This is a genomic window from Bacillus sp. AK124 (assembly GCF_053903085.1).
Genome location: NZ_CP096378.1, coordinates 3686722 through 3709258, shown reverse-complemented (window position 1 = coordinate 3709258; position 22537 = coordinate 3686722). Strand labels below are relative to the sequence as shown.

Here is a 22537-nt window from a genome sequence, read left to right as displayed (position 1 = left end):
ATGTGCCAGGGCAAAGTTATAAGGTTCCTACTCATTTTTTAAGAGTACTTTTTTACCGGTCTTTGCCGACTTCCGAATGGCGTCTAACAACCGGTGCAGTTTGACAGCGTCATGAAAGTTTGGGATTTGATTTTTATGTTCAAATATATCTTCCGCTAAAATAGTATAAGCAGTTTCAACATAGCCTCTTGCACCATGATCCTTTACTGGGGAAATTTTTACTTCTTCAGAATAAACATCTTCAGCATTTAACAAATTATGAGGATGTGTAATCTTTTTGACTTTGAGATTGCCAAATTGTACGTGTCCTGAGGAATTATGCTGTGTTAAACGCAAAACACCTTTTTCCCCTCTAATCTCTAATTGAAAAGCTGGATAAACTCCGCCCTGAATATGGACAGAGGCTGAAGCGCCATTAACGAGCGTCCCCTGGATTAAAATTTGGTCAGCTGTGTTTTTCGGTATTTTCATCCCTGTTTCTTGTATAACGGCTTCTGTATAATGACTGTTCATTGCAGCTGATAATTCTTTAAAATCACCCAGGATATAACAAAGAACATCAAGCGAGTGACCACCGTTGATTGTAAGAAGGTTCGCCCCATTTTCTCTTTTTAAAAGGTAACTGCTTTTTTCATCTGTTATTCCTCCCTTTCCTTGTGTTGCTACCTGCATCGTGCAGGAGATGACCTTGCCGATCTCCCCCTGTTTGATTGCCCGCTTTAAATAATTGACTTCTGGAGATTGCCTTCCTTGTAATCCAATCGCATGATGAATGTTTGCGTCATCTGCCAATTTTGCCAGTTTTTCAGCCTGCACAGTATCTATGCCTAAAGGCCATTCACAATATATATGTTTATTTTCTTCTATGGCTGCAAGCGAAGCTTCATAATGGAAAGGAACCTTTATACTGACGACTACCAAATCAACATCTTTTGATTGTGCTAATTCCTTATAATCTGTAAAAGCAGAGGCAGCCTTAAGCATCATAGCGCTTTTTTTTGCGGTTTCCATTTTTGATGTTCCAATCGCCGTTATTTCATAAAAAGGATTTTCCTTCAATACCGGAATATGTGTTTGACTAGCCCATTGATTATTCAAAGATCCGCCTATAATCCCTGCTTTTATCACGTTGTTCTTCATTAGCTATCCCTCCAAAACTCTTTAAACCGAGTATAATTAAAATTAGAGATCATTTTAAATGTTAAGTTATGATGGTTATATCACTTTTTTTGATGGGGGTTGAAATATGAATGGATATTGAAAACATGAAAGCTTTTGTTTCAGTGGCGGAATTAAAAAGCATATCTGCTGCTGCAATTAAATTGAATCACCTTCAATCCAATATGACTGCGAAAATAAAAAAAATCGAAACTCATTATCATCAACAACTGTTTATCAGAAATTCAAAAGGAGTCAAACTAACGAAAGAGGGAGAAAAATTATATCATCAATACAAGAAAATCTTGTTCGTTTGGGAAGAAACCGAAAACATCATGAAAAAACACGATGAAAAACTCCGTATTGGCACGATGATATCTGTCGGTGGAACTCAATTCTCAAGTGCTTTAAATAAGCTTTATCATACATATCCTGATTTATCGGTAACATTAAAAACAGGTTCAACAGAATATATTGAAAATCAAGTTCTTCTTGGAAAAATCGATGTTGCTTATACGATTGGATCGCTAAACAATAAAAAGATAAGTTATCAAAAAGTGGGATATGAAGAATTGGTGATCATAGGCCAAGGTATAGATCAATATACGAGATTTGATGATTATATAAACGGAAAAAACGTACTTGTATTATCAGATAAGTGCTTGTATCTAACATTATTATGTAATATTTTTGAAGATTCGAACATCCAACAGGGGGAAATCATTGAAGTGGGCGATCCAGAATCCTTAGTGCAATTTGCATTGATGGGTATGGGAATTTCCTTAGTATCAAAGCGCATAGCAGATCGCTACAATATCCATCATTATTTAGAAGTTCCATCACCTTATAGATACGTCGATTTATATTTCATTACACGACTAAATCATAAATTTACACCTATAGAGAAACAGTTTATTGAATTAAATAACTCCCTGAGCGACATCATTGAAGGAATGTAAGGTTGATAAAAAAGTTATGCTCTCTTAAAACCAATACAAAAAGGTGTACCCTTATGCGTGAAAGATATATCAATGAACGGGATTCATTTCTTTTGGAACTTGGTTAGGTAATATCCCTGATCTAAATTAGAGATGACTCATTTTGAAGCTTTAAGTGCTAAGCCTTCACAAGAAACATAAGCCGCGCTTTCATTCAAGTGCCTTCAACAAAGCTATATTATACACATTTTCAATTGGCATGACGTAACAGACCACTTCAAAACAGGGAACTTTGGCATCGATTTTTTCCACACTTATTAAGAAATTGGAAAAGGGCGGCTTCTAAGCCCTTTGCCGCCCTAAAATCCGAATATCCTTTATTGTTTTTAGCAAGTTTCTTTTGAGAAATAGGAGTTTAAAACATCATAAACAATCGGCAAAGAAGTAAATCCGTCAGTTTCTAAAAAGTGCCCCCCGTGTTGAACTTCGTAAAGCTTAGCGTCAATTTGTTGCGCCAGATCTTTGCTCCATGCAAATGGCACAATTTGATCGTCTCTAGAGGCAATGACAGCACGATGCTTAGCTGACTCAATGATGTTTTGAAAATCAAACGATTCCTCGGTAAATTCATCTAACATCTTTAAATCGGGCAGTGACTTGGCAAAGCCGGAAACGAGCAAGATTCCGCCAAGTGGTTGACGCAATTGCGTTTGTTCCAAAAACCTCAAAACGGCGGCGCACCCCAGGCTGTGTGCAACCAGATAAGTATGTTTATTTAATGTGTGCTTATTTAAAGAGAGCGTATCAAGCCAATCTTTAAGCCTTGGCTGGTGAGGATTAGGCATGTCTAAAATTTCTGCGTGTATTCCGTCTGCAAGCAGACGTTTTTTCAGCCAAGGAAACCAGTGGTTGGTTGAGGAGGCTCTGTAGCCATGAATGATATAAATTTGTTTTGTCATCCTGTTCTCCTTACAAATAATTTTTATTCAGTATAAAATCCCTCCCGTCGGGAAACAAGTACGCACTTTTTAGTAAGTATTTTTTACTCATAAGGCAAATCTTCTCTTTGTCCCCATCTGCACATTTCATCTATGAGAGGGTATAAAGACAGTCCTCTGTCTGATAACGAATACTCCACTCTGAGGGGATTTTGAGAAATCTCCACCCGGTGAATCAGACCGTCAGTTTGCAACTCCTTCAGCTGGGAACTTAACATTTTATGGGTGATTAACGGCATAGCCCGTTTGAGCTCCCCGTATCTCATCGTTTTTTCACACGCCAGCTCATAGAGGATTCTCATTTTCCATTTACCACCTATAAGAGATAAGGTGTATTCAAATGGAGCTTGTTTGCTGCGGCATAAGGTATTCATGGTAATCAAACCTCCTTTTTTAAGATCATAACAAAAATCAATATTGAGCCTGGCTTCAACATGAATAGCAAAAGATTCACTTGTTTTCCTTATTTTGTTAAGGAGATGTGATATGATACAAAAAAAGGGAGCGGATTTCTTCTGAAAAAGGGCGGGAATACTTTTGCGCGAATTTGCACCTCAAGTTTTTCAAACGATAGGGATTATTGGTTTTATTTTAGCTTTTGTCCAGATTCCAATCGGCTGGTTTATCGGATTTTTCTTTTCCGGTTTGTTCTTCATGATGTTGAAATCAAACAATGAAAAATCGGGAACCTTCAATGTGATGGCTGGAGCCGCGTGTTTCTTGTATTCATTTCATTGTTTGTTTACGCAAGTGTTGTGACTGAATGGAGAACCAATATAAAAGCAGGAGGATGTCACTTTTATAAATAACGAGTTTTAAATATGGAGCGTGATGAAATGAAAGAAAACAGCCTTTTCCATTTTGAACCCACAAATCTATTTTTTTGTCTATTTTCTTCTGTGTATTTGGAAATCAAAAATGGGTGATTTATAATTGCGAAAGTTGAAACTATTGCTAGCCGCTAATTTGATTTCCACCATAGGTACCGGTATCACTTCCTATTTAATTGTCTGGCTGCTGATTGATCAATTGAAACAATCCGTTTTATATGGGTTATTGACGATGACAACGATGATTTTAGTGTTTTTTGCTTCACCTTATTTAGGGAGTTTGGTGGATCGATATTCTCGAAAAGCGATATTTCTCTATTTAGAAATAATAGGAATAGTGGTCTTAGGCGTTTTTTCTGTTCTATTCAATATTTCCGCCGTGTTGGACATCACTCTTGTTGTGATACTGATTTTTTATCATACGGCTTACGATTCGATAAAGTATCCTGCTTTAGCCGCTTTAACTCAGGAAATGTTCAAAAAAGAGGACTATAGTAAGGTGAACAGCAGTCTTGAAGTTCAGGGGCTGGCGGCGCTGATGATTAGTTCGGGGCTGGCTGCCATGATGATCGGCAAGATGGATGCGACAGTCATTTTGGTCATAAACATCGCTACATTTATAGCAGCTTCCATCCTCATCTACAAACTTCCCTATCAACGAAATGCTGAAGCAGAAGAGCATTCCAATACAATGAAAAATGAATCTTACTGGCAAAACTTTAGCTCCTCACTCCAATATTTATCTCATCGAAAAGTTTTGTTTGCTCTTTTATTGACTTCTTTTATACCAAGCATCGTGATTATTGTCGCAAACTACTTGGATCCGGTTTTCATTTACGACTATTTAAACGAAGGTCCGTCAGTTATCGGCATTGCCAATATTGTTTACGCCATTGGAGCTATGGGCGCCGGTTTTGTCACATATCAAATATCAAAGAAATGGCCCGATATGCAAGGTGTTATATTGTTTATGACAGTATTTGCTCTAGCAACCATTGTGATCTTCCTCGTTCCGAATGCTGTGACATTTATAGTTGCAAGCCTCTTTTGGGGGCATTCAAATGCTGCGATCAGAGTATTTAGGAAAAGTTATATGTTCCATCATGTCGATAATGCATATATGGGACGTGTCAATTCGTTGTTTAATGCGGTAAAGCTGTTGGGACAAGTTGCTTTAATAGGCATCTTAACGATTACAGTAGTGCCGGCGGGTCAAACTGTTTACGGATACTTCGTTTTATTCATCATTGTAATTGCTGCTCTTTTAACAACAACTTATTTATTTAACAGAACTTATAACAAAGATAAAGAAAAGCGGGTATCTTTATAGAGTAGCTTCCCCCGTAGAGGAGGCATAAAAAAGCATTGCTGTTTAAATACGATGCTTTTTTATGCCATAGGAGCCTCCCGTGATGATCTCAAGGCTTCATTCACCGCTAAGAATCGCAACCGGGCGCGCCCAGCCGGCAGACGCTTTTTCAACTTTTACCGGAAAAGCCATGACGTAAAATCCAGTGGAAGGCAATTGATCAAGGTTGGCGAGCTTTTCAATTTGGCAGTAAGGAATGGTGCTGCCTGAATAATGACCTTCCCAAATAATGGATGGGTCTTTTTCCTGCTCAAAGCGCTTGGCGGTCATGCTGAATGGAGCGTCCCAGCTCCAGGCGTCAGTTCCGACAAGGCGCACGCCGCGTTCCGTTAAAAATAGAGTTGCTTCACGCCCCATCCCGCAGCCGCTGTGCAGGTAATCGTTTTGTCCGTATTTGGCGCCAGCCGACGTATTCACAAGAACAATGTCGCCGGGCGCAAGTTTATGATTGATGCGGTGAAGCTCCTGTTCGATTTCTTCAGGGGTAATGATATGCCCGTCTTTCAAATGTCTGAAATCAAGCTTAACCCCAGGGCCATGAAACCAGTCAAGCGGCACTTCATCAATCGTCATCATCCGCTTGCCGTCGTCTGTAACAGAACGGTAATGATATGGAGCGTCGATATGCGTTCCGGCATGCGTGGACATCTTCACTTTTTCCAGCGACCAGCCTTCTCCCCCGGGAAGATCTTGCGAGGAAAGGCCGGGAAAGCTCTGGACCATCTGTTTAGCTCCTTGCTTATGATCCGCATATTCGATTTCAGGGACAAACCCCGGCGGATCAGACGGTATATCACCTCTTAACGATACCGACAAATCTACAATTTGATTGATTTTCATCTGTTTTCCCCTTTCTGTCTGAGCGGCTGACCATTGAAATTGTAGGCGATCAAGCTGTTATCTTTTTTATTTTACATGATGAGCCATACAAAAAGCCTGCAGAACATTCTGCAGGCGATTCGCATTTTTCTACACTTGCTGTGACTTAGGTTTCCTCAGCTTGTAAATCGCGATTAGCATGATAAACCAAACCGGCGTGACAAATAAGGCAACGCGGGTGTCCTGCGCCAGTGCAAGGACGATGAGGATAAACGTAAGAAAACCGAGAACCACATAATTTGAAAACGGGTAAAGCGGCATCTTGAATTTGTTTGTTTTCGTTAAATCCGGTCTTGTTTTGCGGTATTTCAAATGGCAAATGACGGTGATTCCCCAAATAAAGATGAAGCATATCGTCGAGATGCTTGTAATCAGCGTAAACACTTGTTCAGGCATGATATAGTTCAGCATGATGCCAATCAGAATCACGACCGCTGAGAAAAACAACGCATTGCTCGGCACTTTGCGGGAGGTCAGTTTGGTCATAGCGCCGGGCGCATTATGTTCTTTCGCAAGCGAGTATATCATCCGGCTCGTGCTGAAGACTGCGCTGTTGCTTGCCGAAGCCGCCGATGTCAGCACCACAAAATTGATGATGCTTGCAGCCGCAATGATGCCGACCGCTGCAAAGACTTGGACGAACGGACTCTCATTTGGGTTGATGACATTCCACGGATAGATGCTCATGATCACAAGGAGAGCACCGATATAAAACAGCAAAACACGGACGGGGATATTGTTGATCGCTTTAGGAATGACCTTTTCCGGATCTTTCGTTTCCCCCGCTGTCAGTCCCACAAGTTCGATGCCAACAAACGCAAAGACAACCATCTGGAATGAAAGGAGAAAACCGTGCAGTCCATTTGGAAACATGCCGCCGTGGTTCCAAAGGTTGTGAAAGGCGGCAGCGCCCGAATGGGTGGAAAATCCTTTGAAGATCATGAAAAGGCCGATCACGATCAGCGCCAATATCGCAATGACTTTGATTAATGCGAACCAGAACTCCAATTCTCCAAAAAGCTTGACGGTCGCCAGGTTCATGATCAGCAAAATGAGCAGGGCGATCAATCCGGGCAGCCATTGCGGTACATCAGGCAGCCAGTATTGGGTATAAAGCCCGACCGCGGTTAAATCGGCCATCGCGAGCGAAATCCAGCAAAACCAGTATGTCCAACCCGTTATAAATGCCGCCATGTCGCCTAAGTAGTCCCTGACAAAGTCGACAAACGAATGGTATTCCAAATTGGATAAAAGCAGTTCTCCAAGAGAACGCATAATGAAAAAACAAATGATTCCCGTAATCAGATAAGCAAATAAAATCGACGGTCCTGCAAAATGGATTGATTTCCCCGAACCAAGAAACAGCCCCGTTCCGATCGCTCCGCCGATGGCGATGAGCTGAATATGCCTGTTTTTCAGGCCTCTCGATAATTTTTGTTCGTGTATATCGTTGTCAGTTACATCTTCTGTCACTTTATGTATGCCTCCATTTTTATTTTTTAGGCCCGATCCCCGCATGTTTTAAAATCTATAATAACATTAAAATTTGAAGTAACAGATAAGATTCGCCTGATGCGTTTGTAAAGAGGTGGTTTGCGTGGAAGTAGACTGATCCTTCTTTTTGTAACCAGATCTTTATAGAATGGTCGTTGTTCATTAATCATATTTGGTTCGGAATAAGAAGCGGGAATGAATCCGTCCGTAAGTATTGTCATACCCGCTGCAAAATACATATCCGTCTGTTTGGACAGCGTGCTGAGGCAACTCCTTGAAATTGTTGAAGCCATTGTCATCGACTCGCGATTTCAGCAGAGACATCATTCAAAAGTATGCCGCAAAAGATGACAGAATTATTCCGGCTTTCCAGAAAAACGGGAGGCCCGAGCCAAGCAACAAATCGTACTTGGCCTGTTTTTAATGGGGAAGGTTTTGTCATTGAGGGCTTGATATGCCAAGCTGCTGCGCACGTCCGCTTTCGTGATACAATATAGGTATTTCAGAGAGCATGATGTATTAGGAGGAACGAAAGCTGAACAAAAGGAAATCTCAACGCAGTCAATCGGTTTTTTCGGCAATGCTGATCGTAATCGCGGTGTATGTTCTGTATACCTTGTTTGAAAATTTAATTCTTGATCCGCAATCAACATCTTTTCTCAGCCATAAATCCCACCTGAGGGACTCCTTTCATCTCCCGGTCTGGCTGAAGGTGATGTATGTTCACGTTGTTGCCGCTTGTTTGGCGATGGCTTCGGGCGCTGTCAACTTCTCCAGCGCCTTGTTGACCAAAAGCCGCAAGATTCACCGTTTTAACGGCTGGCTCTACGTCGTTTGCGTGCTGATTGTGACGCTGTCGTCAGGCTATATGGCACCGCATTCTACCGGAGGGAAGGCCGTCAGCATAGCCTTTAACATGGTGAATATGTATTGGCCTGCCGCCACGGTTATTTCCGTCATCAAAGCTCGGCGAAATCAGTTTATCAAGCACCGGAATTGGATGATTCGCAGCTATCTATTCTGTTTTACCAATATGTTCATTCACTTGATCACTTTCGTGTGCCATAAAGGACTCGGCCTGATATATGACATCAGCTACACGATAGGCGTTTTCGGAGCGATTGTGCTTTGCATCGCGTTGGCCGAATGGATCATTCGGTTCGCCTTTAAAAAGCCGGCGCAAATTTTTTATACAAATCACAGGGGCTTTTAAGCCCCTGCTCTTTTTCCTGAGGATTCCATATAGCTCAAGGAGGCGAGTATTCTCATTGAATACGGGAAAGGAGTGTGAAGCAGTTTTGCTTTTGCTTGGGCTGTTTGATTCAGCTCATAGAGTAATAGAAAAAGTGATCTGGCTCACAGTTTTCATCACGCACCTCCTGTAAAGTAAATGATAGTTTTTTGCCGGCGAAAATAAAGAAAAACAGGGGATGTGTCAACCGATGAAAAGAACTGATCTGCCTCTAGTGTATTCGTGCTCCGGATGTTCCTCGGCCGCGCAAACGGCCAATATGATTGCCATTAAAATGGATCGGGAGAAAACGGCCGAAATGTCGTGCATTGCCGGAGTCGGCGGCGATGTGAAACCGCTTGTCAAAACAGCAAAATCCGGGCGGGATATCATTGCGATTGACGGCTGTCCTTTATGCTGTGTCAAGAGTTGTTTAGCTAAGCATGATGTTCAGCCGAAGCATCATTTTGTATTATCGGATTTTAACGTGCCGAAGAAAAAAGGAGCAGATCCCGACCCTGTCCTTTATATGAATGCGTATGAACAAATTTTGCAGCTCTTAAAATGCTAAGCCTTTTGGGAATGTTTATTTAGGGTGCTGTTTAGAGCATCAGTGAACGGATGCATTTGAATTGAAAAATCGAATGTCGATTACAGGCCATACGCTTTCTGCGAACGGCGGATTGATTTAAAATACCGAGGGTTTCATCCCTTGGTATTTTTGTTGTTACATCTTCTAAAAACCATGTCCAGCTTTTCGGCAAAATCCTCTGGGTATAAAACGCATCCCACATGATTGCCTGGAAAATCGACTACTTTCGTTTTCAAATGATCAGCCAATGCTTTTGCATACCTGTACGGGAGACAGCCTTGCGAATCAATGCCGCCGGCAGGAACGACTGTAACCGGTGAAGCTTTAAGCCTGCCGATGTCGAGTGAATATTCTCTTAAACCCGGCACCTCGGACAGGATAAAATAGTCAATGTTGGCCATGAGCTGCTCCGTCCGGGTTTTTGGACGGTCCGGCTGAGCTGTGGACGTAATGCCCATCGCTTTCGCGAATGCTTCTAAAGCCTGTAATCCGCTTCGTTTGTATTGTTTTTCAAGGTTCTCCAAGCTCTCGAACCCTTTGGTGCGGTCACTGCCGGCCAACAATTGCGGAATCGGAGGCTCGTGTGCGACCAACATGCGGATTTGTGCAGGATGGCGGATGGCAAGATCAAGGCCGATGACCGCGCCGGAGCTGCAGCCGAATACATGGGCCGGTTCATCCGTCAGAGCGGCCAGCAGCCGGCTCGCATCATCGCTGTGTGCGGAAACCTGGTAATTTTCATTCGGATCTTCCAGCCTGCTGCGGGAATGCCCGCGGCGGTCGTATGTGATAACCGTGTAACGGTCGGATAGGCGGTCTGTAATCGGGTATGATTCTGCATCGCCGTTGCCCCCGTGAATCATAAGCAAGATAGGCCCAGAGCCGCGCACTTCGTAGTAGAGCTTTGCTCCGGGTACTTCCAATACACCGTGTTTCATGACAATATTCTCCTCTCGTTGCATGATCACTTTTACATTACATGACGGAGAAAGCATAGAAAATGCAGAAATCAGCTAATAAACAAACTCGCCATATTAAAAAGCACCGATCACAAGGATCCGTGCTCCAGTTTATTTTGTGTAAACGATTTTTTTAATCGTTTCGATGGAAAGATGATGTTCCGCTGCTAAGTGCTCAATCGTTTCGCCATTTTTAAAGGCCCTTTTTATCGCGGTGTTGCGATCATCGATCAGCTTTCTTGCTCCTGAACGTGCACCCCATTTTTTGTGGGCGGATTCAGTCTTGGGAATGTAGATCGTTTCCCCTTGAACATACTTTTGAATTTCCGATAGCAGCTTTTCAGGTAGAACAGCGGCAGCCTTTACGTATGCCATGTTTGCCAGCTCCTTATTCCTTTGATTGTAAAATAAGGGGCAAAGCCAATTACCAGAAAAGCTTACTTCAGGCGATTTTATTTGTCCACCCCATGCAAAGTATCGCCTTTTCCGATAACAGGCTTTGCATGAGACGCTGCATGATCCGGCATTCTGATGCTTGCCATGTGATCACCTCCTTCGAATTTGCTATTCATTATAAATGAAATCGAGATTGGCGGCACTTGATGATAAAATATTTTTAAAAAGAATGACCAGTCCGCAAACTATTTTTCACGCTCCCGCGTCTATCCTAATGTAACAGCCGTATATACGTATATTCAAAAAAGGAGTTCTTTATTGCAATGAAGAAACAAGCAGCCAGAGCGTCTCTTGTCGCTTGCATAACAGACCGGAAAGAAGACTTTTACCGGCTGGCGTACAGCTATGTGAAAAATCAAGAAGACGCCTTAGATATTGTCCAGGAATCAATCAAAAAAGCGCTCGATTCCGTCGATTCTGTTCGCAATCCGGATACGATTAAAAGCTGGTTTTACAAAATTTTGGTGCGGACGGCAATCGATTTTTTGCGCAAACGGAAAAAACTAAAGGTTATGGATGATCAAACGATCGAATTTTTAAGCAAGGGCAAGGAAGATATCTACCGGGATACAGACCTTCATGAGGCGCTTGACGAGTTGCCGCATCCCTACCACACCATTATTGTTCTGCGATTTTTTGAGGATCTCAAACTGGAAGAGATTGCGGAAATCACAGGCGAAAATTTGAATACGGTCAAAACGCGCCTTTACAGAGGATTGAAGCTTATGCGCATCCAATTGACGAAGGAGGATCTTTCTTAATGGAAAAGAAATTGGAACAGCTGAGAAAAGCATATCAAAACGTCCCCATTCCGAAGGAACTGGATCAGGTTGTCGAAACTGCGCTTCAGCATAAACCGAAGAAGAAGAGAAGGCTGGTGGTATGGCCTGCATCAACGCTTGTCGCGGCGGCTGTACTATTGGCTGCCGTCGTGAATATCAATCCCGGAGCAGCCCAGGCCATGTCGCGTTTACCCGTCATCGGCAAGGTCGTTAAGGCCATCACATTCACCGAGATCAAACAGAAAGATGGAGAATCGAGTATTGACGTGAAAACACCGGCTCTGTCCGGCTTGAATAACCGGGAGCTTGAAAATGGCATTAACGAGAAATATGTAAAGGAAAGCCGTCAGCTTTACCGGGAATTCATGAAGGAGACGTCCCGGAATAAAAAAGGGCATCTCAGCATCTACAGCGATTATGAGACAGTCACGGATACGAAGGATTTGATTTCGATTCGGCGAAGCGTCGAAAGAACGGAAGCGTCCAGCTATACCGAACGGCGCTATATCACCATTGACAAAAAGAATGAAATTCTGCTTACCTTGAAGAGTTTGTTTAAAGACGACCGGTATATTACGGCCATCAGCGAAAACATTAAAGAACAAATGAAACAGCAAATGAAAGATGATCCTGATAAAATATATTGGATCAATGACGAGGAAGTCGAGCCATTCAAACGAATCAAGGCCGACCAAAATTTTTATATTACAGAGAATCATAAACTGGTGATTTCATTTGACGATTATGAAGTCGCACCCGGATATATGGGCGCGGTAGAGTTTGAAATTCCGACTAAGGCGATTTCGAGCCTGCTGATCGGCGACCGCTACATCCGCTAGTCAAAAAATCCATGATTCGCTGAAATCATGGATTTTTTACTTTTTACAACTTTGTAACACCATATTCAGCTTGAAACTTTTATACTAGAGAGACGGCATCATTCAGGGTAGATAAAAATGACGATTTTTTGAAACAAAAAACGGTCCTGACTTCGTCTATAATATCGGAGCCGTAAAAGGCGCGAAACATAAAGAAGAACCGTACGTACATATCATTGGAGGAATACCATGCGAGATCAGACACAACAACACCGTTACATACCGGGGTTAGACGGGCTTCGGGCTTTTGCCGTTTTGGCGGTTATCGCTTACCACCTCAACATGAGCTGGGCCGACGGAGGCTTTATTGGCGTTGATATCTTTTTTGTTTTATCAGGATATTTGATTACATCGATTATCCTGCCGGCGTATGGAAATGACATTTCCCTCACATTCAGAGATTTTTGGGTGCGCCGGATACGGCGGCTGCTTCCAGCGGCGACGCTCATGATTTTCGCAACCGTCATATGGGTCGCTTTGTTTAACAGAGAGCTGATGCATACCGTACGGGGAGATGCGATCTCCTCTCTTTTATATGTCAGCAATTGGTGGTTTATCTTTCACGACCTCTCATATTTTGATAGTTTCGGATCGCCGTCTCCTTTAAAAAACTTGTGGTCACTGGCGATTGAAGAACAGTTTTATTTCATCTGGCCGATCATTTTGCTGTTGGGCATCTACATATTTAAAAAGCGGGAGAGGCTGGCTGCGGCGGTTGTGCTGTGTGCGCTTTGTTCAGCCGTATGGATGAGCATCCTGTACATCCCTGGCGGCGATCCGAGCCGCGTATATTACGGGACTGATACGCGCGCCTTCGAGCTGTTGATCGGATGCGCATTAGCCCTTGTGTGGCCGATGAAAAGACTATCTGGGAACAGGCTCCCAAGCAGCCTGAAGCACGTGTTGCACGGAACTGAGCTTGCCGCTTTCGCGCTGCTTATGATGAGCATTTATTTTGTCGATGAATTCAGCCCGTTTCTCTATCATGGCGGAATGCTTCTGATCAGCATAATCGCAGCGATTTTGATTGCATGCGTCAGTCATCCGAGCAGCTTCTTGGGCTTTGTCCTTTCCGTGAAGCCGCTGCGCTGGATCGGGAAAAGGTCGTACGGCATTTATCTTTGGCACTATCCCGTCATCGTGCTGAGCACACCTGTTCAAGAGATTGGAAATCCGGTGTTCTGGCATGTTGCGATTAAGGTCGCTGTTACGTTTATTCTGGCGGAACTTTCGTATCGCTTTATCGAGAAGCCAATCCGACAAGACGGTTTTAAACCGTTTGTAAGCCGGGTTTTTCTGGATAAGATCACGGAATGGAAAACCGCTTCCGTTCCCAGCAAAATATCAATCGGACTGATGTTTGCCGCACTCCTCATTTTTGCAGGAGGCCTGTCGGGATTGGCCGACGAAAAGAAACAGCCGCAACAGGCCTATTCCAAATCTTATGAGGAAACAAGCGCCTCAGCGGATCAGCCGGCTGACAAAAGTGAAGAACGGAAGGATGATAAGAAAGCACAAGCTGAAAGCGGGAAAGATGATGAAACTAAAAGCCGGCAGAAAGCCGGCGGGGATGAATCGTCAAATACAAAAGATGAGCAGTCTGCGGAAAAAGAGCCTGATCATATCGAGAAAGAGGTATTGGCTGTCGGGGATTCGGTCATGCTTGACATTGCTTCCAGCCTGCGTAAGAAAATTCCGGGAATCACAATCGACGGTCAGGTTGGAAGGCAAGTGAGGGAAGCGCTTCAATTGACATCAACCTACGCTTCCTTTAATCATTCGGACAAAGCCGTCGTGATTGAACTGGGAACAAACGGCTATTTTACGGACAGTCAGATGGACGCTTTGCTTGATGCGTTCTCAAACGCTGATGTCTATCTCGTGAACACGCGCGTCCCCCGTCAGTGGGAGAGCAAGGTGAATGAATCGCTTCGGAAGCAAGCGGACAGCCGTCAAAACGTGACATTGGTCGATTGGCATACTGAAGCCCTGAAACATCCCGAATATTTCACCGCTGACGGCGTACACCTGATGCCGAAAGGGACCGAAGCTTTGGCATCGCTTATCGTCAAAGCGATGAAATAATGCTTAAACATAAAAAGAGGCTGTTATTTCTTGAATTTCGTGATAAATCTAATCAAATAAGGTGTTTTTAAAGTTTCTTTTACTAGTTTGTTATGATGTTTTGTAAAATTTTTTATTTGTTTTCTTCTATGGGGAACCATTAACAAAGGTAATCTATCTTTGCGAAACCATCCGATTTTTGCTGTTTCCGGCCCTTGTTTAATGGGTTCCCCACCTAGTAATTTTCCTGAATAGATGTACTGTATGTCATGATATTGCGGTTGATCGTACTCTCCTATTTTGCACATAATAGAAACACGGTAGCCTGTTTCTTCTTCCATTTCCCTCATGGCGCATGTTTCCGGCTGCTCGTGCTTTTCCATTCTGCCTCCTGGCAAGTCCCAGACAGGATAATCTTTTCTTTTAACCAGAAGTATTTTTCCTTTGCTATTTTCCACAATTGTAAAGCAACCTACAGTGTTTACTGCATTCAAGTTAAGATAACTCCTTCCTGTGTTTCACTTCAATTATAAATCATCTGACCGATTCGATCTCCGATCTTAACCGGTCATGAGCAATCCTCTTTCACAGCCAAAAAAATATGTTACAATATACAAATGTTTTGCGATCCTCTAGTTTATTTCATGATGAAACAATATATTTTACTAGCTTGAAAGAAAGGTTTGATACTATGCTCCATAATCCAACAGGAAAGGAACGCCTTGCATTGGCTTTTCTGCTCGGCATGCTTGCGATACTGGGCCCGCTGAATATCGATATGTATTTGCCAAGCTTTCCCGAAATTGCCGATGATTTATCAGCTGGAGCCTCGCTCGTACAGCTAAGCTTAACAGCGTGTTTGATCGGGCTTACGTTTGGTCAGCTCGTTATTGGGCCGGTCAGTGATGCACAAGGAAGACGGAAGCCCTTATTAATATCCATCTTTTTATTTGCGTTGTCTTCTTTGTTTTGCGCGCTTTCCCCGAACATTATTATGCTGGTCATTGGTCGTTTTTTACAGGGTTTTACCGCTTCGGCGGGAATTGTGCTGTCGCGCGCCATTGTACGGGACGTGTTTACAGGCAGAGAGCTTTCTAAATTTTTCTCGCTTTTAATGGTGATCACCGCGGTTGCGCCAATGGTCGCACCGATGACGGGGGGAGCCATCCTGCTTTTGCCGTTCGCTACTTGGCATACGATTTTTTATACTCTATCATTGATCGGATTGTTCCTAGTGCTCGTTATCTCAATGAAATTGACTGAAACATTGCCGCCTGACAAACGGATTCCAAGCTCAATCGGTTCGTCTCTCAAAACGATGGGGAGCTTGTTGAAGGACCGGTCTTTCATCGGCTATGCGCTGACTGTCGGTTTCATTCACGGAGGCAGCTTTGCATACGTGTCCGGAACCCCTTTTGTATATCAGGACATCTATGGGGTTTCTCCTCAAGTGTTCAGCGTGCTGTTCGGCATTAACGGCCTCGCCATTATTTCGGGAAGCTTTATCATCGGGCGTTTCGGGGGAATCATTCATGAGAGGAAGCTCTTGCGGATCGCGGTTATTACCGCTGTCATCGCGACATCCGTTCTCCTGACGATGACGATTTTGAAAGGACCGCTTGCAGCGATTGTCATTTCCATCTTTATCTACATGATAACCATCGGAATGACGTTGACAAGCACATTTACGCTGGCGATGGAAAACCAGGGACACCGTGCGGGCAGTGCAAGCGCGATGCTCGGCATGCTTCCGCTTCTGCTCGGTTCGATCGTTTCGCCTCTCGTTGGAATGAATGAAACAACGGCCGTTCCAATGGGTGCGATCATGTTTATCACAGCTGTGATCGGATCTTTCACCTTTTTTGCCTTAACACGGGAAAGACAGGGGGAGCGGTAAAGATAAGGACGGAATCACTTGATTCCGTCCTTTTGTTGTTATAGAGAAGCCCGGAGAATGGCGAGTACGTCATCTTTGTTTAGTTTTTGGAAATTGGCGAAGCCGCCGTGCTCGATTTCTTTAGCGGCGATGTCTGCGATCAGATCGAGCTTTTCTTCCCCGATGCCGTAGTCGGCAAGGCGGGAAGGAGCGCCAAGGCTTGTCCAGAACGCGGACAGCTTATCGATTCCTTCAAGCGCGATGTCTTTATCGGTTTTGCCTTCTGTTTCAATGTCAAACATGTTCAGCATAAGGGCTTTGAAGCGGCTGACATTCGTATCAAGCGTATATCTCATCCAGTTCGGGAACAAGATCGCAAGGCCGCCCGCATGCGGAATGTCGTAAACGGCCGAAACGGCGTGCTCCATTGTATGGGAAGCCCAATCGCCGAAATAGCCCATTTGCAGCGTGCCATTCAAAGCGATTGTGCCTGCGTATAAAATGGTTTCCCGGTGCTCATAGTTTTGCAGGTCTTCCAACAGCTTCGGTGCCGTTTCGATGACCGTTTGCAAAACGGAAAAGCACATTCTGTCCTGAAGCGGCGTGTTTTTGACATTATGAAAATATTGTTCAAACACATGGCTCATCATATCAACAATGCCGTAAACCGTTTGGTTTTCCGGGACGCTGAACGTATTTTCAGGGTCTAAAATGGAGAACTTCGGATGCGTGACATCGCTTCCCCATACATATTTTTCATTCGTTTCCCAGTTTGTAATGACGGAATCGGGGTTCATTTCAGATCCGGTTGCAGCTAAGGTTAAAATCGTACCAAACGGCAGGGCGTCTTTTGCTGTCGTTTTTTTGCTGAAGATATCCCAAGGGTCGCCGTCGTATTTTGCTCCTGCAGCAATCGCTTTTGTGCAGTCGATGACGCTTCCTCCGCCGACAGCGAGGAGAAAATCGATTTCATGCCGGGCACACAATTCGATCCCTTTTTTAACCGTAGCAAGACGCGGATTTGGTTCTACTCCGGAAAGCTCGTGCATGTCAGCGCCTTCTTCTTTCAACACGCGCGTAACTTCGTCATAAAGACCGTTCTTTTTAATACTGCCGCCTCCATAAACAAGCAATACATTTTTTCCGTATTCCTTTAATTCTTTTCTTAACTGTTCAAGCTGGCCTTTTCCGAAGATCAATTTCGTTGGATTGTAATAGCTGAAATTTTCCATTGATGAACAAACCTCCTATGGTATATGTAAAAACAGTTTTCTACTATAACATATTGAATCGTATAGAAAAAGAGGCCGTGTTCTTACAAAGGACAGGGTCAAATTGTACAGAGGGGAGGAAGCACACACCTGATTTACTGCGTAAAAAAGCTTGCCGACTTTGCCGGCAAGCTGAGGAGGCCGTTCTGTCTTCAGGTTAAAACCTATACTGAGACGTCCGCCGATTCGTTGATAGAAATGACCATTGAGACAGCGGTTCCGTCATCCGGCGCACTCTCGATATTCAGTTCGCTCCCGCAGAAGTGCTTCAGTCTTCGGTTGATATTTTTCATACCGACGCTATGAGTGAAATGAGAGGAAAAGATATCGTGTTGTTTTTCCGGCGGCATGCCGATTCCATTGTCCTCTATCTTGATATAATAGCGGTTTTCGCTTTCTTTTTTTGCCGTCAGCTTGATCCAGCCTCCGCCTCTTTTTTTGCTGATCCCGTGGTGGACGGCATTTTCGACAAGAGGCTGAATCATTAATGGCGGAAGGGCAAAGTCAATGTCTTCGTCAATATCGTAAATGACGTCCAGCCGATCGCCGAAGCGCGTTTTTTCAATAGAAAGATACGAATTCACAATCGACAGTTCATGTTTGAAAGAACTCATCCCTGATGTATTTTGAAAATCAAAACTCATTCTTAAGTAGTTTGTAAAATCAGCCGTTACTTCGCGTGCTTTTTCAATATCCAAATGACTGAGCGCGATAATTGTATTTAATACGTTGAAAAGAAAATGCGGTTTGATCTGCGATTGGAGGAATGCCATCTCCATATTGGTCGCTTGGGCTGCCGTATCTTTCATCATGATCAGGTTTTTAACGCGGGCTGCAAATTCAGTGTAGTTGTACGGTTTTTGCAAAATGTCATTTGCCCCGGCGTGAAAAGCCTTGTATTTATCATGATCGATGATGGCTGCCGTAATAATGAGAACCGGAAGTTCCACCATTGTGAATCTTTCACGGATTTTCATAGAGACTTCAAACCCTGTCATATCGGGCATCATCAGATCCAAAATCACCAAGTCAAGCTTTGATCGGGAGGCGACTTCGAGAGCCTCTTTGCCGCTTTTTGCTGCGATGACTTGATAAGGAACGCCTTCAAGCATATCGGCCAAAATTTTTAAGCTTTCAATGTTATCATCGACGATCAGAACAGTTGGAGCATCCATTTTCTTTGAATAATACGGCGTGCTGATTGAAACATCGGGCAAACTCCTGACGGCTTGCTGTTGAGGCACGTTCTCCTTATCGTCAAGAAGCGAGTCATCCTTTGCGACAGGCAGTGTGAAATGAAATGCCGATCCTTTCCCTTCTTCCGATTCTACCCAGATCTCCCCATTTTGAAGCTGAACGAGCTGTCTGACGATGCTTAAACCGAGCCCGGCTCCGTCATCTTTATGGTTTTTTGCTTGTTGAAAAGATTCGAATATCGATTGACGGACGGCCTTTGGTATGCCGACTCCTGTATCTGCTACAGTGATTTTGACCTTCTCTTGGTTGATCCTCTCGGCAGAGAGCGTAATTTGTCCCTCCGGCGTATACTTGATTGCGTTATCTACCAGGTTGGTCATGATTTGCCGGAAGCGGTTTTCGTCAGCCAAGACGAGCGGCAGTCCGGATGGAACCAGGTTTACAATCTGGACCTGTTTATTTTTTGACAACAGCCGATAGAAGCCCATTTCCGTACTGATCGCTGAATGGGTATCGACAGGAACGGCTTGAATCTGCAGCATGCCCTGCTTCATTTTTTCCAAATCGAGAATGTCATTCACCAGGCTGGAGAGCCTGTATCCCATGCGGATGACCAGCTGCAGATTTTCTTTTTCTTCCTCTACCGTCCTTTTGCTTTTCCTTGCCAAAAGGGTCTGGCATATATTAATCATGCTGTTCAGCGGCGTTTTAAATTCATGCGATGTTTTGGCGATAAATTCGTCTTTTAATCGATTCATTCTGAGCAATTTCAAGGATAGGACTTCATTCTCGCGGAATGCGCCTGCGAATTGCTGCGCCATCATCAGAACAGCCGCCAGCAAAGCGATGATTGACGGCACGGCATAGAGCGAATTGAACGAAAAGCCTCTTTTGCCGCTGTAAGCAGAAACGGTCGTTAAAATGACGAATGCGCTCATTGAAATCGCTGCAATCGTAAGATAAAGACTGCCTTTCATTTTCCGAAGGGCAGCAATCGCAAACACATACGTAATATAAATCAAAGTCGTGACGGCAAGAACGGAATGCAATATATATGCGAGACGGTCTGTAAAACCCCATGATATAAAATCAATCAACAAAACCAGTGCAGAAAATGCAGTCGCGGCGATTATCCATTTTTTTGAAACGATTTCTCTGTAAGCGAAATAGAGATAGAGAAAAACCGCTATACTGACAAGCACCATTGTGGTTGCCCTCATTACGCTTAAAGCCGAGAATGAAACAGACGGAAAGAAAAGAAAGATCATTCGTTCTCGTCCGATTAAAAGCACAATGACTGAAAAAAGAAGACACATCGTGGAAAAAAAGAATAAGTGCTTATCCTTTTTTCGATGCAGGAAAAAGCCGAGAAAGTATAAACCGGTAATGAAGAATGCCGTGATCATGCTGGTTTCATTAAAGAAAGAAATTTTGCTTTGGTGTAAAATGTTCTGCTGCGTTCCGAAGGTAATCGGTTTTTCTATTCCCCATGAAGGTGTTTTTTTGAAGTTCGAAAATTGTACAATCAGCTCGTTGTCCCCGCGGTGAATCTCGAAAAAACTCGTATAAGGCCTGTTTTGAGCCCTGAAATTCGCTTTACTTGAAGGAGTTCCGCTCTGCCCGATCAATTTGCCGTTGAAATAAATTCGGTTTGCGCTGTTAATAAAAGAGGTGCTGATTCCGAACATCTCATTGTCCTGTTTTGACCGGATCATCAGTCTGTATGTACCGTAATCCACGTTTTCCCCTGAATCGGTAAGTTTGACATTGTTAGGCACAGCGGAATAAATGGGGGCTTTTCCAATGCCTGAATGGATCGCCTTTGGCGAGAGAAGCTGGTTTCGATAGAGTGTCCATTCCCCAGTGAGCGCGATGTTCCCATCTTTCTGAAAATCCCATGTTTCCAGATTGATGATTCCTTGCTTTGCTTCAGGGTAATTCTGATCGGACAGTTGATTGTTAATGAATAAGAAAATAAAAAAGAAGCCGGCATAGCCGAGAATAATCGAAAGGAAAACAAATAGCTTTTTCAATATCAGCACTCCTCATTCAGCCTGCTGCAGTGTTGTCGAATCCATATGAATATTGTACTCTTAAATGTTAATAAACGACAAGAATAAGAAAATGAATCCAACTAAGTAGGGCCATTGACATGATATAATCATTATAATAATTTCCAGATGACTCGATGAAATTGGGGTGGGTGTCGTGAAAGCGTTAATTGTGGATGATGAGGAATTGGCATTGCTTCATTTTAAAAATATGCTTGAACGAACAAATTGTTTTCGATCCATTGAAATGTTTCAAGATCCGGCTGATGTTATGGAGTATCCGGATATTCAGGATATAGACACGGTGTTTCTTGACATTGAAATGCCGGGGATCAACGGGATTGAGCTCGCTGAAGCGATTCAATCGATGAATGAAAACATTCAGGTTGTTTTTATCACGGCCTATAACGATTTTGCCATAAAAGCATTTGAATTAAATGCGATGGATTATTTGCTTAAACCCGTCGATTACGTCCGGCTCGTGAAGACGGTTGAACGGATCAGAGAAAACAGCTTGCTGAAGGCTTCCGCGGAAAACGGCGGAGGAGACTATTTCATTCAATGTTTTGGGAGTTTGCAATTTTACAAAACGGAGAAGGATGTCAAAACATATATACCCGTAAAGTGGAGAACGTCCAAAGCACGCGAAATTTACGCGTATTTGCTTCATCATCACGGCCATGTGATCAGCAAAGACGTGTTGATCGACCTGTTCTGGCCTGACCATGATGTCTCTAAAGCGAGCACCCAGCTGTATACGGCGATTTATCAAATCAGAAAATTAATCGAAAGGCTTCCTTTTAGCCAATCCATCGAGAAGACTGACACCGGATATGTCCTCCGGATTTCCGGTGTGAAAGTGGATGCTGACGAATGGGAAAAGTCGCTGAAAGAGGCTCCTCCAATTCATATGGCGACGATCAACCGGCACATGGAATTGCTGCTTGCATACGAAAACCATTACTTTATGGAACACGGTTATTTGTGGGCCGAACCCGAAAAGACACGGCTTGCCCGGATATGGCTTGGAAAAGCTTATGAACTGGTCGATTGCCTTATTCGTGAAAAAGACTACCGCCGGGCGCTTGATATATGTCTGCAGGTCGAGAAATTCGAACCGTACGATCATAAAATCATCCAATACAAGATGCAGCTGTTTAATAAAACCGGGAATGTAGAAGAAGCGATCAAGGAGTATGAGCGCTACAAACTCATCAAGGACAAAATGAATGAAATGTAAACACGAGGACCGGATCAGCCGGTCTTTTTTTTATGCCATTTTCAGCTTACATGCCGATGTTCAGAAATTGTATAGTTCCATCTCATACAATGTAGTTTGGTTCGGATGATCTCAGCTGACATAAAGCAAAATTCATAGCCGCGATATCTTGATTACCGCCGCTAAACATACAGCAGCGAATTTAAAAGCCTGTCATTCTTCAAATAGAAAAGTATTTTCAGGGATTCATTTTCCAGGCTCAATCGATCCGTACACAAAAACATGATAAAAGGGG

General features: G+C 43.5%; 19 protein-coding genes and 1 pseudogene. 9 read left to right on the top strand and 11 right to left on the bottom strand.

Annotated features, from left to right (window positions below; all coding sequences use genetic code 11):
* Positions 1–27: 27 nt before the first annotated feature.
* Positions 28–1140, bottom strand: coding sequence for a Gfo/Idh/MocA family protein (locus M1E06_RS18610; protein ID WP_048349929.1), 1113 nt, complete (start codon positions 1138–1140; stop codon positions 28–30).
* A gap of 110 nt (positions 1141–1250) precedes the next feature.
* Between M1E06_RS18610 and M1E06_RS18605 the strand changes: the two genes are divergently transcribed.
* On the top strand, positions 1251–2117 hold the full coding sequence (locus M1E06_RS18605; protein ID WP_020450296.1) for a LysR family transcriptional regulator: 867 nt from the start codon (positions 1251–1253) through the stop codon (positions 2115–2117).
* Positions 2118–2482: 365 nt separating this feature from the next.
* On the opposite strand, the gene M1E06_RS18600 is transcribed toward M1E06_RS18605, so the two are convergent.
* Both M1E06_RS18600 and M1E06_RS18595 read right to left on the bottom strand, forming a co-directional pair.
* Positions 2483–3055: an RBBP9/YdeN family alpha/beta hydrolase gene (locus M1E06_RS18600; protein ID WP_020450297.1), complete on the bottom strand. Its 573-nt coding sequence runs from the start codon at positions 3053–3055 to the stop codon at positions 2483–2485.
* Between the two features lie 83 nt (positions 3056–3138).
* Entirely contained in the window at positions 3139–3468 is a 330-nt protein-coding gene (locus M1E06_RS18595) for a winged helix-turn-helix transcriptional regulator (protein ID WP_020450298.1), read from the bottom strand.
* Positions 3469–4027: 559 nt separating this feature from the next.
* Here M1E06_RS18595 and M1E06_RS18590 point away from each other — a divergent pair.
* A complete protein-coding gene (locus tag M1E06_RS18590; protein WP_216904325.1) occupies positions 4028–5254 on the top strand; it encodes an MFS transporter in 1227 nt (408 codons plus the stop codon).
* Positions 5255–5350: 96 nt separating this feature from the next.
* Here M1E06_RS18590 and M1E06_RS18585 read toward each other — a convergent pair whose 3' ends face one another.
* Together M1E06_RS18585 and M1E06_RS18580 are read right to left on the bottom strand one after the other, a co-directional pair.
* Positions 5351–6133, bottom strand: a complete 783-nt coding sequence (locus M1E06_RS18585) for a cyclase family protein (RefSeq protein WP_020450301.1) — start codon at positions 6131–6133, stop codon at positions 5351–5353.
* 129 nt (positions 6134–6262) lie between these two features.
* A complete protein-coding gene (locus tag M1E06_RS18580; protein ID WP_020450302.1) occupies positions 6263–7645 on the bottom strand; it encodes an amino acid permease in 1383 nt (460 codons plus the stop codon).
* A gap of 601 nt (positions 7646–8246) precedes the next feature.
* Here M1E06_RS18580 and M1E06_RS18575 point away from each other — a divergent pair.
* Positions 8247–8879 carry a DUF2306 domain-containing protein gene (locus tag M1E06_RS18575; RefSeq protein WP_020450305.1) on the top strand — a complete coding sequence of 211 codons (633 nt, stop codon included), beginning with the start codon at positions 8247–8249 and terminating at the stop codon, positions 8877–8879.
* Positions 8880–9108: 229 nt separating this feature from the next.
* Positions 9109–9468 (top strand): putative zinc-binding protein, encoded by a 360-nt coding sequence (locus M1E06_RS18570; protein ID WP_020450306.1) that lies wholly within the window; start codon positions 9109–9111, stop codon positions 9466–9468.
* Between the two features lie 134 nt (positions 9469–9602).
* Here M1E06_RS18570 and M1E06_RS18565 read toward each other — a convergent pair whose 3' ends face one another.
* Together M1E06_RS18565 and M1E06_RS18560 are read right to left on the bottom strand one after the other, a co-directional pair.
* Complete coding sequence (locus tag M1E06_RS18565; RefSeq protein WP_020450307.1) at positions 9603–10427, bottom strand: alpha/beta fold hydrolase; 825 nt, start codon at positions 10425–10427, stop codon at positions 9603–9605.
* A gap of 132 nt (positions 10428–10559) precedes the next feature.
* Entirely contained in the window at positions 10560–10823 is a 264-nt protein-coding gene (locus M1E06_RS18560) for a CD3324 family protein (RefSeq protein ID WP_020450308.1), read from the bottom strand.
* A gap of 344 nt (positions 10824–11167) precedes the next feature.
* On the opposite strand from M1E06_RS18560, the gene M1E06_RS18555 reads away from it, so the two are divergent.
* The 3 genes from M1E06_RS18555 (at position 11168) to M1E06_RS18545 (ending at position 14649) form a co-directional block, all read left to right on the top strand.
* Complete coding sequence (locus tag M1E06_RS18555) at positions 11168–11665, top strand: RNA polymerase sigma factor (protein ID WP_020450310.1); 498 nt, start codon at positions 11168–11170, stop codon at positions 11663–11665.
* Entirely contained in the window at positions 11665–12525 is an 861-nt protein-coding gene (locus M1E06_RS18550) for a DUF3298 and DUF4163 domain-containing protein (RefSeq protein ID WP_020450311.1), read from the top strand. Before M1E06_RS18555 ends, M1E06_RS18550 begins: the two co-directional genes overlap by 1 nt.
* A gap of 228 nt (positions 12526–12753) precedes the next feature.
* Positions 12754–14649, top strand: a complete 1896-nt coding sequence (locus M1E06_RS18545; protein WP_048349930.1) for an acyltransferase family protein — start codon at positions 12754–12756, stop codon at positions 14647–14649.
* 23 nt (positions 14650–14672) lie between these two features.
* On the opposite strand, the gene M1E06_RS18540 is transcribed toward M1E06_RS18545, so the two are convergent.
* Positions 14673–15122, bottom strand: coding sequence for an NUDIX hydrolase (locus tag M1E06_RS18540; RefSeq protein WP_048349931.1), 450 nt, complete (start codon positions 15120–15122; stop codon positions 14673–14675).
* A 197-nt stretch (positions 15123–15319) separates the two neighbouring features.
* Between M1E06_RS18540 and M1E06_RS18535 the strand changes: the two genes are divergently transcribed.
* On the top strand, positions 15320–16525 hold the full coding sequence (locus M1E06_RS18535) for a Bcr/CflA family efflux MFS transporter (RefSeq protein WP_023857816.1): 1206 nt from the start codon (positions 15320–15322) through the stop codon (positions 16523–16525).
* Between the two features lie 38 nt (positions 16526–16563).
* Here the strand turns inward: M1E06_RS18535 and M1E06_RS18530 are convergent, their stop codons facing one another.
* The 3 genes and pseudogenes from M1E06_RS18530 to M1E06_RS18520 all read right to left on the bottom strand — a co-directional run.
* A complete protein-coding gene (locus M1E06_RS18530; RefSeq protein WP_048349932.1) occupies positions 16564–17736 on the bottom strand; it encodes an iron-containing alcohol dehydrogenase in 1173 nt (390 codons plus the stop codon).
* A 203-nt stretch (positions 17737–17939) separates the two neighbouring features.
* Positions 17940–18887 carry a histidine kinase gene (locus tag M1E06_RS18525; protein WP_229129451.1) on the bottom strand — a complete coding sequence of 316 codons (948 nt, stop codon included), beginning with the start codon at positions 18885–18887 and terminating at the stop codon, positions 17940–17942.
* A gap of 225 nt (positions 18888–19112) precedes the next feature.
* Positions 19113–20378 (bottom strand): annotated as a pseudogene (locus M1E06_RS18520) (ATP-binding protein); the annotation flags it as partial.
* Between the two features lie 802 nt (positions 20379–21180).
* Here M1E06_RS18520 and M1E06_RS18515 point away from each other — a divergent pair.
* Positions 21181–22263: a response regulator gene (locus tag M1E06_RS18515; RefSeq protein WP_023857813.1), complete on the top strand. Its 1083-nt coding sequence runs from the start codon at positions 21181–21183 to the stop codon at positions 22261–22263.
* The last annotated feature ends 274 nt before the right edge of the window (positions 22264–22537 follow it).